This window comes from Aggregatilinea sp. (genome assembly GCF_036822615.1).
GTDB lineage: Bacteria > Chloroflexota > Anaerolineae > Aggregatilineales > Aggregatilineaceae > Aggregatilinea.
In genome coordinates, this window is the sequence record NZ_DAISHJ010000133.1 from 1 (window position 1) to 14,181 (window position 14,181).

The following is a 14,181-nucleotide window of genomic DNA, read 5'->3' on the forward strand; positions in this document are numbered from 1 at the left end:
TGATCGCGCCGCCGCCCGCACCCGCTGCTCAGGTCCAAGCGCCCGCCAGCTCCGCGCCGGAGGCCGAGCCGCCCGTGGAGGATGCGCCGTTCATTGAGCCGCCCGCCGACGTGGAAGCGCCGCCCGCCGCCTTCGATTGGTAGGCGCGCGCCGTCAGCGATCAGTGCCGTGCAGATAGGCCAGCAGGGCCGCCAACAGGCGGCGAAACGTCTCATCGACGTCGAGCGGCAGGCCGAAGCCGCCGTGCAGTTCCAGCGACACGAACCCGTGCACGATGCTGCGCAGCATCCGCACCGCGTGCAGCGCGTCATCCTGTGTAAGCTCATACGCCGACAGCGCGCGTACCATGATCTCGACCGTTTCCTGCCCGGCAGCTTGCCAGGCAGGATCGGCGTCGTCGGGCGCGCGCTGCACGGCGTCGTATAAGCCCGGATGCTCATGGGCGAAGCTGCGCAGGCTGTGCGCCAGCGACAGCACCGCCTCGTCCCCCGCTTTGCCCATCACGGCGCGCCCCAACCGCGCTGACAAATCCTCAAGCGCGGCGATCGACAGCGCGCTTTTCAGCCCGTTGAGCCCATCGAAGTAGTGGTACAGGGTCGGCGCGCGCACGCCCAACCGCGACGCGAGCGCCGCCATGCTGAGCGTGTTCAGCCCGTCTTCGTCCGCCAGGGCTGCGGCTGCCTGTACGATCTTCTTGCGGTCGAGTCCGGCGCGTGCGTTCATTTATGCTTCCTGGGGGATGGCGGCCTGCGGGGCGCTCTGCGCCAGGAAGGCGAGCACGCTTTCCGCGACCTGTTCCGGTAGTTCCGCCTGCAAATGGTGCCCGGCGCCTTCGAAAATGCGTACGGTGGGGTGGGCGGCGGTGAACCGCGCGGCCAACCGGCGCGCTTCTTCCTCCGGCTGCCCGAAATCGGGATCGCGCGATCCCATCAGGATCAGGGCGGGGGCCGTAACCCGCGCGATGCGGGCATCCCATTCCTGCCCGACCTTCGCGAACAGGCGGCGCATCGAGCGCAGGCGGCCCGGTTCCTTCAGCATAGCATCCACCTTTTTGCGATGCTCGTCAAAGTCGGCGGGCCGCGCCAATGGGTACATCTTCGGGAAGAACGACGAATACACGCGCTGCCCCCACAGGGGAGACAGGTACAGATTGGCGCTCAACTGCGCGACGAGCGGCTGCGCGGCGCGGGCGCTGCCGCCGATGAGGACCAGCCCGCGCACGCGCTCCGGCGCTTCGGCAGCGGCCCAGATCGCGGCGGCAGTGGCGACCGACGCGCCGACGAGAAACGCCGATTCGACGTGCAGATGATCGAGCAGCGCCAGCATATCCGATCCGACGGCGGCGGCGCTGTAGTCGGGCCAGTTGGCGCTCGATTCGCCCTGCCCGCGCAGATCCATCGTCACCACGCGATACCCTGCCGCGACGAGCAGGGGCGCGAAAAAGCGGTACTCCGAGCGCATATCGCCCCCGGCGGGCACACACAGCACGACCGGGCCCTGGCCCTGGTCGTCATAGGCAATGTTTCCATCCGGGCGCTTCAACATCTGGGTTTGCATGGGGACCGCTCCTTTTACCGTTACGTCTCGTTGTTGTCTATGATAAGTAGATAATAATCTAATAATATTAGATAATCAAGACGAATATAGAACTTTTTTACAGCGACGCGTGATCTTCGATCTTGACAGGCTCCGCAAGGAATGATATTTTTAGATGCGTAAAGCATCGTTGAAAGTTTATAAAGGTTCAGAAAGGGTCAACGATGCGAAAGGAGAAGCCATGAAGCTTGCAGAAGCGCTCGTTCTTCGGGCGGACACACAAAAACGCATTGTTGACCTGCGCAAGCGTCTGTCGCTGGTCGCGCGCGTACAGGAAGGGGACCGTCCCGCCGAAGATCCGCAGGCGCTGCTCGCGGAAATGGACCGTGCCCTTGACGACCTCACCCGGCTCATCCAGCGCATCAACCGCACCAATGCGTCGGTCGAGCTTGAACCGGGCCTCACCATTGCGGACGCGCTCGCGCTGCGCGACACGCTCGGCACGCGGCACACCGCCTACCGCGAGCTGGCGCAGCGGGCCACCGTCACGCAGGATCGCTATTCCAAGTCTGAGGTGCGCTTCGAGAGCACCGTCGATGCGGGGGCGCTTCAGCAGGCGGCGGACCGCATGGCGCGCGATCGCCGCGACCTCGATACGCGCATCCAGGCCGCGAACTGGACGGTCGATCTGATCGAATCCGTGTAACACGTGCGCTGCCGCCCGGTTCCGGCGTGGCGGCGCAGTTGGTAGCCCTTCAGTCGAGGCGAGCACATCCGTCACGGTTGGTGACATCTCCTGAAAGAGGTGAGGGTTCGACTCCCTACAAATCACAGGGTACCGTGACCGTTACAAGCGCACCGTGTAACGCGCACAGTCACTACCACGTGCTGATCTGCTGGATGGGCGAGGGAGGGATAGGGGAAGACGGGGCAGTCCTTTTGAGGGCTGTCCCGTCGTGCGTTCCGGCGCGAAGTTTGTGATCTGTGACCAAGCGCCGGGCCGACCGATCCGCGAGGGCTGTGGTATACTCCGCTCCACCCGGCAGGACCCGCGCACGCGGCGCGGGCCTCTATCAATTTTCATCACGGAAGGTCGCCATGTTGACCGAACTCACGCTGACCCAGGCCCAGGACAAGCTGCGCGCAGGCGAGATCACGGCGGTTGCGCTGACACAGGCGCATCTCGACCGGATCAAGGCGCTCAACCCGTCGCTGCATGCCTTTCTGGTTGTCACCGAGGCGCGCGCGTTGGCTCAGGCGGAAGCCGCCGACCGCCGCCGCGCGAACGGCGAGGATACGCCGCTGCTTGGCATTCCGCTGGCGATCAAAGACGTGCTGATGACGCAGGACGTGCCGACCACCTGCGGATCGCGCATCCTCGAAGGCTTCATCCCGCCCTATACGGCGACGGCGGTGCAGGGCCTGTTCGACCAGGGCGCGATCATGCTCGGCAAGACCAACACCGACGAGTTTGCGATGGGGTCTTCGACCGAAAACTCCGGCTACGTGACCACCCGCAATCCGTGGGATCTGGAACGCGTGCCGGGCGGCAGCAGCGGGGGCAGCGCCGCCGCGATTGCTGCGGATCTGGCACTGGGCGCGCTGGGCACGGATACCGGCGGCAGCGTGCGCCAACCGGCGGCGTTCTGCGGCGTGACGGCGCTCAAACCGTCCTATGGCCGCGTTTCGCGCTACGGCCTGATCGCGTTCGCATCGTCGCTGGATCAGATCGGCGTGTTTGGGCGCACGGTGGAGGACATCGCCGTGCTGCTGGGCGCGATTGCCGGGCACGACGAGCGCGACAGCACCAGCATGCCCGTGCCGGTGCCCGATTACCGCGCGGGGCTGTCCGGCGACATTCACGGGCTGCGCGTGGGCGTGCCCAAGGAATATTTCATTGAGGGCATGCAGCCGGAAGTCGAGGCTTCCGTGCGCGCCGCCATCGATCAGCTTGCGGCCCTGGGCGCGGAGATCCGCGAGATCAGCCTGCCGCACACCGATTACGGTCTGCCGGTCTATTACCTGATCGCCCCGGCAGAGGCGTCCGCCAACCTCGCCCGCTTCGACGGCGTGCGCTACGGTCCGCGCGACTCGCAGGGCGCGATGTGGCCGACCTACACCGCCACGCGCGGCCACGGCTTCGGCCCGGAGGTCAAGCGGCGCATCATGCTCGGCACGTATGCGCTTTCGGCGGGCTACTACGACGCCTACTATCTGAAGGCGCAGAAGGTCCGCACGCTGCTCAAACAGGACTTCGATGAGGCGTTCCGCGACGTGGATGTGATCGCCGCGCCGACCGCGCCGACGACCGCCTTCCGCATCGGCGAAAAGACGGACGATCCGCTGCAAATGTACCTCTCGGACGTGTTCACGCTTCCGGCCAGCCTCGCGGGCATCGCGGGGGCGGTCGTGCCGTGCGGCTTCGACGGCGCGGGCATGCCGGTCGGCTTACAGATCATGGGCGCGGCGTTCGACGAGCCGACCGTGCTGCGCGCCGCCCACGCCTACCAGCAGTCCACGGACTGGCACACGCGGCGTCCTGCGCTGTAGCCAGGAATACAGGTCCGCGTTACGTAGTTGGTAGGGGCAGTATCCATACTTTTGAACCGGAATCGGGTTACGCACTTCGTGTAATCTCTCGTCATTGCGCTTGGGGGGATTTTTCAGTAATGACATCTGCTTGAAACTAGAGTTTTTGTATTTCAGGGGAAAAATATGCGCCATCTAATGACGATCGTTTTGTCGTTGGGTTTTATAGTAGGAATTTTTGCCCCCGCAACCACTCAGGCAAACCAGACTTCTAATGAATATACAGTAGATCAGGTGCTCGCTGCTTACGAGGCTGGTCAATTTCGTGTTATTCGTACATCCGGCGAGTGGGTCACAGCGAGCCGGGATGGCGCATATATCTGTGCCGAGGGCGATGGTATCTATCGAGTCAGTGATGGGCTGTTTTTCGAGCAGTTTGACCGAGGACTGTTCAGCCCAAATGGTTTGTACTTCATGGAAAACAAGGATGGTATCTACCGGGTTAGTGACGGGGTGGAAGTTGTGGATACGCCCGATGTTGCGACCTCTCAGGCGGTTTTCGACGACAGTGGAACATACGTAGCAATCAGTACAGCCGGAGTCTATCGTTTGAGCGATGGGCAGCAGATTATTGCGACCAGCAGCCCCGAAATTAACTTCAGTCCAGATGGCCTTCTGGCGGCAACCACAGATGGTGTCTTCCGTCTGAGTGACGGGCAAAAATTACTGGATATGAACGGCGATTATCATCGACCCAACTTCAGCCCTGATGGTGCATATGTCTGGTCGGATGGCGTTTATCGGTTGAGTGACGGGGCGCGTTTGTTCGATGTAACTTCTCGTCACGGTGTCTTTTTCACGCCTGATATGAGCTATGCAGTGCTTTTAGAAGATGGTGTTTACCGTCTAAGTGATGGGCAGCGTATGTATTCTCTGACAGGGTGGGTGCCTGACTTTAGTGTGCCCGGTTTTAGCCCCGATGGTCAGTATATGGCTGTCGAATATATGGGTGTTTATCGTGTGCCGGATGGAGAAAAACTGTTTGACTTTGAGGAATACAGTATCGGTGTACGCAACTTCCAGGCAGCAGTATTTAGTCAAGACAGCTTGCTTATTGCTATTGCAAATGATGCCGTATACCGTTTGAGCGATGGCCAACGATTGTTTGAAGTTGGTACCGTTGATAGCTCAAGCCAGTTCAGTCCTGATGATGCGTACCTTGCAGCAGATGGAGTGTATCGAGTGGTTGATGGGCAAAAACTGTTTGACAGCGAAGCCTCTCATGTTACGTTTAGCCCGAACATTGAATATGTAGCACTTGATTATGATGGTTTGTACCGCCTCAGCGATCAGCAAAAACTATTTGATATTGTTGGGTTCGTCCAGAGCTTTAGTATGGCTGGCGAATATATTGCTGTCGGCCTGTATGATCTTGATTTCAGTATATATCGTGTTTCAGATGTGCATCAGTACCGGGGCTTGAACCCTCTGCACATTCCCGCCGGAATCACGGCAATAGGCAATACAGTGTTGGTGGTTGACCTGACTCAGCAGGGCCAACAGCTTCCTGTCATCTACACAGATGTTGACGATGCCCGATTTTACGAAGGCCCCGGGGAAGGGTATGAATTTTCGCAGATTCGCAGCGGTCAGTATTTGGTTGCGCTTTCAATAGAAGACGATTGGTATCAAGTTAACGTTAAAGGGGACATCGGTTGGTTGGCTCCAAATACTGGGATTAGATTTTCCATTCCAGAATAGAATCTTTATGTGACTGTGCAGGGCTGCGAACCGGGAGAAAAGGGCGGAGCAAGCCCCGCCCGCCCCTACGCACGCCACCCTAAAACCCCGGCACGAGATCGATGTTGCCCGGCGGCGGCAGAGGCGGCGGCGGAGGCGGTGACCCGTTCGGCCAGATCTGCCACACCCAGATCGGGCGGTTCGTGTGCGGGCGCTCGTACCACCCCACGAGGTCCGCGCCGACGTCCGGCGGATCGACCTGCACGTTATCCTCGACGTACGCAATGAAATAGGCGGTTTCGCCCGGCTGTAGATCCTCGTTGACCCGCTCGCGCAGCGCGTCCGGCGGCGGCATGGGCGCGAAGCACTGCACCGGCTGGGGACTGTAAAAGTACAGCAGATCGCAGATCGTGTAGCTGGCGTAAATGCGGCTGGGCGGCGGATCGAGGTGGTCGATCTGCTGCGCCACGCTGCGGATCGCGTCGTCGCTGGAGATCCAGCCGCTCAGGTACTCGTTGTAATTCGTGCTGCGCAGCGGCAGCGCGTGCGGATTTTGCCAGCTTTCGCGGATAAACGGGCCCACGAACAGGACGCCCCACACCACGATCACGGCGGCGGCTCCTGCGCCCGCCCATCGCTGGACGCCGGGGCGCTCCGCCAGAGCGATCGCCGCACAGGCGACCAGCAGCACGGCAGGAGCGGCGGCAGGCACGAAGTAGCGCGACGAAACCAGCGTCGCCGCGCCGATCACCAGCCCCACGGAAACCAGCATCCAGGTCGCCAGGAACAGCGCGGCCCGCGAGCGCACCCGGTCCGCGCGCGCCAGCAGCATCCACGCCGCGATCAGCAGCGGGGCGGCGACCAGCATTGGTCCGCTGGTGAAGTCCGCCACCAACGACAGCGCCTCCCGCCCGTAATTTTCGACGGATGCCGCCACCTGTCCCGACGATCGCACGTTGGTGCTGTTGACGAGCACAAACGGCGACGCGCTGTTGCGCGCGAAATAGGCGGGGAGCAGCAGCGGCAGCCACGCGATGGCGACGATGGCGGCGGCAAGTACCAGCGGCGGCATATACGTGCGCAGCCAGCGCTGAGCGCTGCGTACCAGATGCGGCGGCGCGTACAGCAGCGCGGCCAGCACCGGCAGCGCCGGGATCAGCGCCAGCGTGAGCTTGGCCAGCGACGCCAGCGCGATCAGCACGCCCAGCAGTGCGCCCTCGCGCCACGACGGATGCCGCGCGAAGACGAGGCTGCGCCACGCCACCAGCGCCGCGAATCCCGCCGCGAACGGATCGGCCATCGCCATGCTTTCGTAGAAGAACGCCAGCGGCAGGATCGCGTAGAGCAGCAGGGCCAGCGCGCCCGCCCGCGCGTTGTGCAGCATCCGCCCCATCTGGAAGATCGACGCGCCCGTGATCAGCGAAAACAGCGCAATCGAGGCCCGCGACGTGAACAGCACGGCGGACGGAGCCGCCTGGAACAGCCCCAGCCAGAAATAGAGCAGCACCTTGCCGTGCGAGAATCGCCCCGGGTTGCTGTCGAACTGCCACACGATCGACGCGCGCGAGATGTGATAGCTCTCGTCGAGGTAGGGATCGAGCACGGTGATGTGGTGCACGCGAATCAAAAACTGCGCCAGGAGCAGCAGGGCAGCAATCCACAAAATAGAGGAACGACGGCGCGAATTGTGCATGGGGTCTGTGTTGGGATTTAGTAACAGTGCGGGCTTGAAGTCGTTCGCGGAGACGGTGTGTTCAAACGGGTGCGCGAACCGTTTCCGCGCACCCGTTCAACTGGACTACTTGGATCTTAGCTGCGTACGAGGCGAAGTGCAATATTTTGGGCCCTGTGTAGCTTTGTTGTTCCTAGAATCCCTCCTGATTAACGCCATCGACTTGCTGCGCGATTTTATCGATGGCGCTTACATCGCTTCCAAACAACATCATGGGTTCCGCTGCGCTGATCAAGGCTTCAAATGTGAAGAATCGACAACGCTCATGTAACTCTAGGCGCTGAAAAGTAAGTCTAGAAAGCTGCGCTTTGACTTGGTTAGTGCGAACGGCTGGTGCGGCGATATAGAGAGGGAAAATAAAATTGTCGAGTGCAATAGCAAGATCAGACATTCGCAGTAAACCGGAATAAATTGAGGTTGTGCTCTCTATCTCAAATGCAGCCATGATTTTTAGCCCCTTTAACCAAACAACATCGATCAGTTCGATCATCTGTTTCGATTTAGGGCCAATGCCAGGAAATTCAGGAAGGCTGTTGAGGCTGTATTGCCCTAGTTGTTTGCCCTTCCAGGTACTGCTTCGATCATTGGTTGCAATCCAAACTTTGTATCCGAATTTCTGCCCTATTTCAGCCAATAACCATTGGATATAGGTATGCTCTCTTTCTTCTTCATTCGTAGTGCTAAAAGAATCCCCAGTTGTTCCGATGTCTGATGAGGATGCCTCAACAGGCTCAACTGCTGGCGTAATAGAAACGCCTCGCTGTTTATGCCAAACGCAAAGTTGCTCCATTTCCCAGAGACTCAAACCTAACTTCTTCGTCATCAGAAGAAAGATCTCCCGAAAATCAAAGTAGTCACCTACCGGTTGGCTGCTGGGTGTATAAAGCCCTTCAGAAATCAATGCTTGGCGACTAGAAGTATAGTAAATGGGCCAATTTTCTGTATCTTGAATATGCCACCACCCACTAACGAAGGAGGGTACAAGGCCAGGTTGGATATTCTGCTTTTGAACAGCGTTTGAATCGATTAGTTTGTTTAGATAATCCATAAAACTACTAAGTTGTTGATATCCCTTGTGAACGTCCGAAGGTACCGGCAAAACCATCTTGAGTTGATAAGCGAGTTCATCCTGGTTAGGAATATTTTTAACAAACATATTCAGGACCATTGCGCCTGCAAAGCCGCCCAATCCGAAGGAACGCCATTCCTTGTTTGTTTTGTGTTGAAAGGTCATTCGAAAATCGGCATTGCTGATAGCGCCTGAAAAGTAGTTCTTCAGAAGTATATTCATTTGTTTAACAGCAAGTTGGCGTTCACGTTTGAGACTGTCGTATTGCTTCTGAAATATATCGCTAGAAAACCATTCATCCTGGAGTGATTTCCAAGTTTCGAGCTGGTCATCATGTAACATTGCCATGTAGTCTCCTACAAGGAAATTAAAAATAAGGGAAATGGAAAAAGCACTGCATGAAGGCAGTGCAGGAGTAGCATAACGCTATTCTGGTTAAGGGATCTGAACTTTAGATCAGAACCTTACAGCTCGAACGTGCCGCCGGGATCCAGCACCACCGGCTTCGCGTCCGTTTCGTTGTTCACGCGCTGCGCCCACACGACCACGTCCTGCGCGACGGCATCGAACGTATTATAGTGCATCGGGATCACGCACTTGGGCTTCAGCAACTCGATCGCCTTCAGCGAGCCTTCGGTTCCCATCGTGAAATAGTCGCCGATGGGCAGGATGGCGAGATCCAGGCCGTGCTCGCCGATCAACTGCATATCCAGGAACGCGTTCGTGTCGCCCGCGTGGTAGATGTTCTTGCCCTCGTCGGTGAAGATCAGGATGCCGTTCGGCTCGCCGCCGTACGATCCGTCCGGCAGGGACGAGCTGTGATGTGCGATGGTCAGCTCCACGCGCCCAAACGGCAGCTTGATCCCGCCGCCGGGATTGAGCGTGTGCACTTTCTCAAGGCCGTGCTTGCTGCGGAACCACCTGCCGATCTCGTTGTTGGCGACCACGGTCGCGCCGGTGCGCTTGGCGATCGACGTGGTATCGCCGATGTGGTCGCCGTGCCCGTGCGACACCAGAATGAAGTCCGCCGGAATCTCCTTCGGATCAGCCGCGGCGAGTGGATTGCCGGTTAAAAATGGATCGATGAGAATGTCATAAGTACCGATTTTGAGCGCAAAAGCAGAGTGCCCCAACCACGTGACCTGAATGGTCATCCCCCTACCTCCTTTGAGCTGTAAAATCCCTGCAAGGCAGTATACGCCGCTAATTGTTTGTTACCAAATCTAACTATAACCGACAAACGAGTAGTCAGCATAAGATTAATAAACATGATGTAGAACACTTGACATCGAACATCGGTTCGGAATATAATTCAGCGTAAAATGCGAACTATTGTGCGTAAGCACGGAGCGAATCTGATGGCCCAACAGTCTCTATCCTCGCGGCAGAAAAAAATTCTGTCGTTCATTGAGCGGTTCCTTGAAAAGAACGGCTATCCGCCCACCATCCGCGAGATCGGCGAGGCCGTGAGCATCGCCTCCACGTCGGTGGTGAACTACAACCTGAACAAGCTGGTCGAGCGCGGTTTTTTGGAGCGGTCGCCGGAAGTGTCGCGCGGGCTGCGGCTGGTGAAGGAAAACGCGCAGGAAGTGCCTATGCGTTATGCCGAATCCGCGAGCCTGCTGCCCGTGCCGCTGGTCGGTAAGATCGTGGCGAGCGCGCCCGTGCCGCTGCCGGGTGAGGACTTCGGCTACTACTACGACACCGACGACATCATCGACGTGCCGCAAAGCCTGATCTCCCGTATGCCGGGCGATGAACTGTTCGCGCTGCGCGTGAACGGTGACTCGATGATCGATGCGATGGTGGCCGACGGCGACATCGTGGTCCTCAAGCGCCAGAATATCGCGCATAACGGGGACATGGTGGCGGTGTGGCTGCGCGAGCGCGGCGAAATGACCCTCAAGAACTATTATAATGAGGGCAAGCAGGTCCGCCTCCAGCCCGCCAACCCGACGATGGACCCGATTTACGTGGATGCCACGCAGGTTGAGGTTCAAGGCCGCGTATTGGCTGTGCTGCGTACGCTGCACTAGCCATTAGCTGGCGTTTGCGCGGCTCTGTGGGTGAATAACAAGTTTATGAACGGCTGCTTCCGGCGCCGCATAGTAGTGTGTTTCTGTGCGTCGTCGTTTGCAGTTGTGTGATATCGCTCCGCTGTGTCGCATTTGATCCTCGCCCTGGGCGCTGTCTGCCCGGCGAGGATTTTTTATAGCTGGCTGTGTTGCAAGGGCGGGACTGGGCTTTTAGCGACGCATCCGGCGTTCTGTGCTATGCTGTGGTCGTTCGCTGCGTGGCATAGAAGGAGCAGGCATCATGACCCCACCGACCCCGACCTGCCGTATCGTGCGGCCCGACGCAACCTATGGCGGGCTGCAGGGCTTCAACTATTTTGAGGGCATCTCGGCCCAGAGCACCGGCGCGACCGGGCTGTGTATGCACATGCTGGTGATCCCGCCCGGTGGGCGGGCCAAAGCGCACCTGCACGAAGCGCACGAAACGGCGATCTACGTGATCAGCGGCGAGGCCGAGATGTGGTACGGCGAGGATCTCGCCGAGTACATGACGGTACGGGCCGGGGATTTTCTGTACATTCCGGCGGGGATGCCGCACCTGCCCGCCAACCGCAGCACGACCGAGCCGTGCGTGGCGGTGCTGGCGCGCACCGATCCGAACGAACAGGAAAGCGTCGTGCTGCGTCCCGATCTGGACGCGCGGCTGGCGCAGCGGACCGGCTCCGAGCCGTAACCGGGCGCAGTCTACCGCTTGCTGCCGCCGTATTATCGTTTCTCCCCCGCCGGTCCTCTTTGAGCCCGCGGCGGCAAGCGGTACACTACATGTAGTTGGGCACGGGCACACCTTGCCTCGGCAAATACCAGGCGGTCACTCCATACTATGGTTCCGGCTAATACGTTGCAGATTGCCATCGTCGGCGCGGGCACGATGGGTGCTAACATCGCCCAGGCGGTCGCGCTTGGCGGCTGTGACGTGATTCTGCACGACATTGATCGGGCGGTGCTGCGTCAGGCGTTGGGGCGCATCAGCCGCGGCATCGACCAGGGCGTGCGGTTGGGCAAGGTCGATCCGGTGCGTGCCCGCCGCGCCAAACGGTCGTTTACGCTGGTCACCGACGTGGCCCGCTGCGCGTCGGCGGATATCGCCATTGAAGCCGTGTTCGACGATCCCGACCTCAAACAAACGGTCCTGCGCGAGATCGACACGGTGATCAGCGACACCGCGATTCTGGCGACCAGCTCCAATACGCTGTCCCCTTCCGCCCTGGCCGGATCGACCCGCCAGCCGGAGCGCGTCATCGGCCTGCACTTTTGCAATCCCGCCCACATCATGCAGCTGGTCGAGGTCGTGCGGACCGAGCACACCGATCCCGCCAGCCTGGAGCGCGCCACGTCCCTGGTGCGTGCCATCGGCAAGACGCCGGTCGTGGTGGAAGACAGTCCGGGCCTGCTGGTGAACCGCATCGGGCAGGCCTATTGGGGCGAGGGGCTGCGCCTGCTGGACGAAAACGGGCTGGATCTGCAAACCATCGACCGTCTGATGGAGAGCATCGACTTCCCGCTGGGGCCGTTTCACCTCATGGACTTTCTGGGGGTCGATACGGTGCACAGCGTGACGCAGATGTTGTGGGACGCCAGCTACCAACTGCCGCGCTATCGCCCGCACCCTCGCACGCGCCGTATGCTTGACGCGGGCCAGACCGGGCGCAAGGGCCATCGCGGGTTTTACCCGCCTGCGGAATAGGGGCCGTGAGTATGCGCGTGCTGATTGTGGGCGAAGTCCCGTTTGTGGATGCGCTGGCGGGGTTATGCCGCGCCAAGAATCACAAGGTTGACCTGTTTCTGTCCCAGGATCTTGAGGACCAGGAAACGCTTGACGCGATGGTGAAGGCCGCAACGCGCGCGCAGATCGCCATCGAGAGCCTGAACGAGTCGCAGTCGGCCAAGATGTGGCTGGTCGAAGGCATCGAAGCCAACATCCCGCCCGATACGCCGATGCTGGTCAGCGCGCTGGCCGCCAGCGCCACCGAGATCGCCAGTTGGGCCGAATATCCCAACCGCGTCGTGGGGTACGGGCTGCTGCCGCCCGTGGTGACCGCCGGGCTGGTCGAGTTTGCCCCCGCGCTGCAAACGGATTTCGACAGCGCGACCCGCGCGCGGCGCTTCTGGGAGGAACTCGGCTTCGAGGTGGTGCGCGTGCCGGATACACTCGGACTGGTCCGCGCGCGCATCGTGTGCAATCTCGTGAACGAGGCGGTGTATACGCTGGCCGCGAGCGGCAACAGCGTGGAAGATATCGATACGGCGATGCGCCTGGGCATGAACTTCCCACGCGGGCCGCTGAGCTGGGCGGACGAGATCGGGCTGGACGTGGTGGCGGGCGTGCTCGATGGGCTGCTGCGCACCTATGGCGACGAGCGCTACCGCCCTGCGCCGCTGCTGCGCCAGAAAATTTACGCGGGGCAGGTCGGCAAAAAATCGGGCAAGGGCTTTTATACGTATTAGAAATAGAGTTGGGACATTTTTGCGCACTTTAACTTTTAGCGCCGGATATGTAGAATGCCGGGCGGGTTTGATGTGGTTTAACTTTTAAATCTGGACAAACCCAGGGCGGGTAAAAACCCGCCCCTACAAACCCCGTTGAGGCGGCTTGTCTCCCCTCTCCAGCCCAGACTGGAGAGGGGCCGGGGGTGAGGTGGCTTTGACCAATGGCGGCGCAGGCCCTCTCCGGCGATTGCGGTACAATGGGCAAGGAGACACGATGCAGTCAGGTGAGATGCGATGGCAACCGAGTTAGAAGCATTTGCAGGTCACCTGTTGGTGGTCGGTGGGCGCGCAGTCAGCATGCCGCCGCCGGGTGCGCTGGCCGATGCCGCACCCAAGAAAACGTCACGCGCGCGTGAAGGGGACCGCTTTTTCGTCCTGATCACGCCCGCCGATGGTACGCACGCGCCTGCCTCGTTTTACGAGGAGGTCGCGCGGGTGGCGGCGGGGGCCTATTTCGGCAGCAGCGGCGGCGTGACGGGCGGTCTGCGCGAAGCACTGATCGCCGTGGGAGAGCGTGCGCAGGCGCTCGAAGCGCAGAGCGGCCAGCCGCAGCGCCTGAACGCGATCGCGGCGGCCCTGCGCGGCCCGGAACTCTATACCGCGCGCAGCGGGCACGTGTTCGGGGCGCTCTGGCAGGAAGGCCGCCTGACGTTTTTCCCCACCGATCGCCACGATCCGCTCTCGATGGCCGTGCCGCCGCTGGGCGCGCCCGGCTCGCCCGATATCGACCTGTCGCATACCATCGTCGGCGCGAACCAGACCCTGCTGCTCGCGGATGAAGGGCTGCTCGACGCGGACGACGACGTGCTGCGCGAGGCGCTCGCCAGCCGCGAGGTACGCGCCGGGCTGGATCAGTTGAAGACCTGCGCCGGGGTGCAAACCTCGGCCACGCTGATCCGCCTCGTGCCGCCCGGCACGCCGGACCCCGACCGGCTGGCGGCAGCAAGTCCCGCCGCGCCGTCCAAACCTGCTGTCGCGCCTGATGCTCCGGCGCTCCCGGCGGATCGCTTCGC

General features: G+C 60.6%; 13 protein-coding genes. 8 read left to right on the top strand and 5 right to left on the bottom strand.

Going from position 1 to position 14,181, the window contains the following annotated elements; genetic code table 11:
- Nucleotides 1-153: 153 nt before the first annotated feature.
- On the bottom strand, nt 154-723 hold the full coding sequence (locus V7116_RS22500; protein ID WP_324394232.1) for a TetR/AcrR family transcriptional regulator: 570 nt from the start codon (nt 721-723) through the stop codon (nt 154-156).
- Nucleotides 724-1,557 (bottom strand): alpha/beta fold hydrolase, encoded by an 834-nt coding sequence (locus V7116_RS22505; protein WP_324394233.1) that lies wholly within the window; start codon nt 1,555-1,557, stop codon nt 724-726. It abuts the gene before it with no gap.
- 220 nt (nt 1,558-1,777) lie between these two features.
- Here V7116_RS22505 and V7116_RS22510 point away from each other — a divergent pair, with 220 nt between their 5' ends.
- From V7116_RS22510 to V7116_RS22520, 3 genes are all read left to right on the top strand, one after another.
- The gene (locus V7116_RS22510) at nt 1,778-2,242 is read left to right on the top strand and encodes a DIP1984 family protein (protein ID WP_324394234.1); all 465 of its coding nucleotides are present in this window, start codon (nt 1,778-1,780) and stop codon (nt 2,240-2,242) included.
- Nucleotides 2,243-2,634: 392 nt separating this feature from the next.
- Nucleotides 2,635-4,086, top strand: coding sequence for an Asp-tRNA(Asn)/Glu-tRNA(Gln) amidotransferase subunit GatA (gene gatA / locus V7116_RS22515; RefSeq protein ID WP_324394235.1), 1,452 nt, complete (start codon nt 2,635-2,637; stop codon nt 4,084-4,086).
- A 165-nt stretch (nt 4,087-4,251) separates the two neighbouring features.
- A complete protein-coding gene (locus tag V7116_RS22520) occupies nt 4,252-5,826 on the top strand; it encodes a WD40 repeat domain-containing protein (RefSeq protein WP_324394236.1) in 1,575 nt (524 codons plus the stop codon).
- Nucleotides 5,827-5,905: 79 nt separating this feature from the next.
- On the opposite strand, the gene V7116_RS22525 is transcribed toward V7116_RS22520, so the two are convergent.
- The 3 genes from V7116_RS22525 to V7116_RS22535 all read right to left on the bottom strand — a co-directional run bounded on the left by V7116_RS22525 (nt 5,906) and on the right by V7116_RS22535 (nt 9,760).
- Nucleotides 5,906-7,498 carry an ArnT family glycosyltransferase gene (locus V7116_RS22525; protein ID WP_324394237.1) on the bottom strand — a complete coding sequence of 531 codons (1,593 nt, stop codon included), beginning with the start codon at nt 7,496-7,498 and terminating at the stop codon, nt 5,906-5,908.
- 172 nt (nt 7,499-7,670) lie between these two features.
- Complete coding sequence (locus V7116_RS22530) at nt 7,671-8,954, bottom strand: hypothetical protein (RefSeq protein WP_324394238.1); 1,284 nt, start codon at nt 8,952-8,954, stop codon at nt 7,671-7,673.
- 116 nt (nt 8,955-9,070) lie between these two features.
- Nucleotides 9,071-9,760 carry a metal-dependent hydrolase gene (locus tag V7116_RS22535; protein ID WP_324394239.1) on the bottom strand — a complete coding sequence of 230 codons (690 nt, stop codon included), beginning with the start codon at nt 9,758-9,760 and terminating at the stop codon, nt 9,071-9,073.
- 204 nt (nt 9,761-9,964) lie between these two features.
- On the opposite strand from V7116_RS22535, the gene lexA reads away from it, so the two are divergent.
- The 5 genes from lexA to V7116_RS22560 form a co-directional block, all read left to right on the top strand.
- Nucleotides 9,965-10,642, top strand: a complete 678-nt coding sequence (gene lexA / locus V7116_RS22540) for a transcriptional repressor LexA (RefSeq protein WP_324394240.1) — start codon at nt 9,965-9,967, stop codon at nt 10,640-10,642.
- A 280-nt stretch (nt 10,643-10,922) separates the two neighbouring features.
- The gene (locus tag V7116_RS22545; RefSeq protein ID WP_324394241.1) at nt 10,923-11,354 is read left to right on the top strand and encodes a cupin domain-containing protein; all 432 of its coding nucleotides are present in this window, start codon (nt 10,923-10,925) and stop codon (nt 11,352-11,354) included.
- Nucleotides 11,355-11,501: 147 nt separating this feature from the next.
- A complete protein-coding gene (locus V7116_RS22550; protein ID WP_324394242.1) occupies nt 11,502-12,365 on the top strand; it encodes a 3-hydroxyacyl-CoA dehydrogenase family protein in 864 nt (287 codons plus the stop codon).
- Nucleotides 12,366-12,376: 11 nt separating this feature from the next.
- Nucleotides 12,377-13,126: a 3-hydroxyacyl-CoA dehydrogenase family protein gene (locus V7116_RS22555; protein ID WP_324394243.1), complete on the top strand. Its 750-nt coding sequence runs from the start codon at nt 12,377-12,379 to the stop codon at nt 13,124-13,126.
- Nucleotides 13,127-13,402: 276 nt separating this feature from the next.
- Nucleotides 13,403-14,181 (top strand): hypothetical protein (locus V7116_RS22560; protein WP_324394244.1); only part of this gene is annotated, 779 nt, incomplete at its 3' end.

Coding starts and splice junctions, on each gene's coding strand:
- V7116_RS22500 (WP_324394232.1), bottom strand. CDS start 723: ATGAACGCACGCGCCGGACTCGACCGCAAGAAGATCGTACAGGCAGCC.
- V7116_RS22505 (WP_324394233.1), bottom strand. CDS start 1,557: ATGCAAACCCAGATGTTGAAGCGCCCGGATGGAAACATTGCCTATGAC.
- V7116_RS22510 (WP_324394234.1), top strand. CDS start 1,778: ATGAAGCTTGCAGAAGCGCTCGTTCTTCGGGCGGACACACAAAAACGC.
- gatA (WP_324394235.1), top strand. CDS start 2,635: ATGTTGACCGAACTCACGCTGACCCAGGCCCAGGACAAGCTGCGCGCA.
- V7116_RS22520 (WP_324394236.1), top strand. CDS start 4,252: ATGCGCCATCTAATGACGATCGTTTTGTCGTTGGGTTTTATAGTAGGA.
- V7116_RS22525 (WP_324394237.1), bottom strand. CDS start 7,498: ATGCACAATTCGCGCCGTCGTTCCTCTATTTTGTGGATTGCTGCCCTG.
- V7116_RS22530 (WP_324394238.1), bottom strand. CDS start 8,954: ATGGCAATGTTACATGATGACCAGCTCGAAACTTGGAAATCACTCCAG.
- V7116_RS22535 (WP_324394239.1), bottom strand. CDS start 9,760: ATGACCATTCAGGTCACGTGGTTGGGGCACTCTGCTTTTGCGCTCAAA.
- lexA (WP_324394240.1), top strand. CDS start 9,965: ATGGCCCAACAGTCTCTATCCTCGCGGCAGAAAAAAATTCTGTCGTTC.
- V7116_RS22545 (WP_324394241.1), top strand. CDS start 10,923: ATGACCCCACCGACCCCGACCTGCCGTATCGTGCGGCCCGACGCAACC.
- V7116_RS22550 (WP_324394242.1), top strand. CDS start 11,502: ATGGTTCCGGCTAATACGTTGCAGATTGCCATCGTCGGCGCGGGCACG.
- V7116_RS22555 (WP_324394243.1), top strand. CDS start 12,377: ATGCGCGTGCTGATTGTGGGCGAAGTCCCGTTTGTGGATGCGCTGGCG.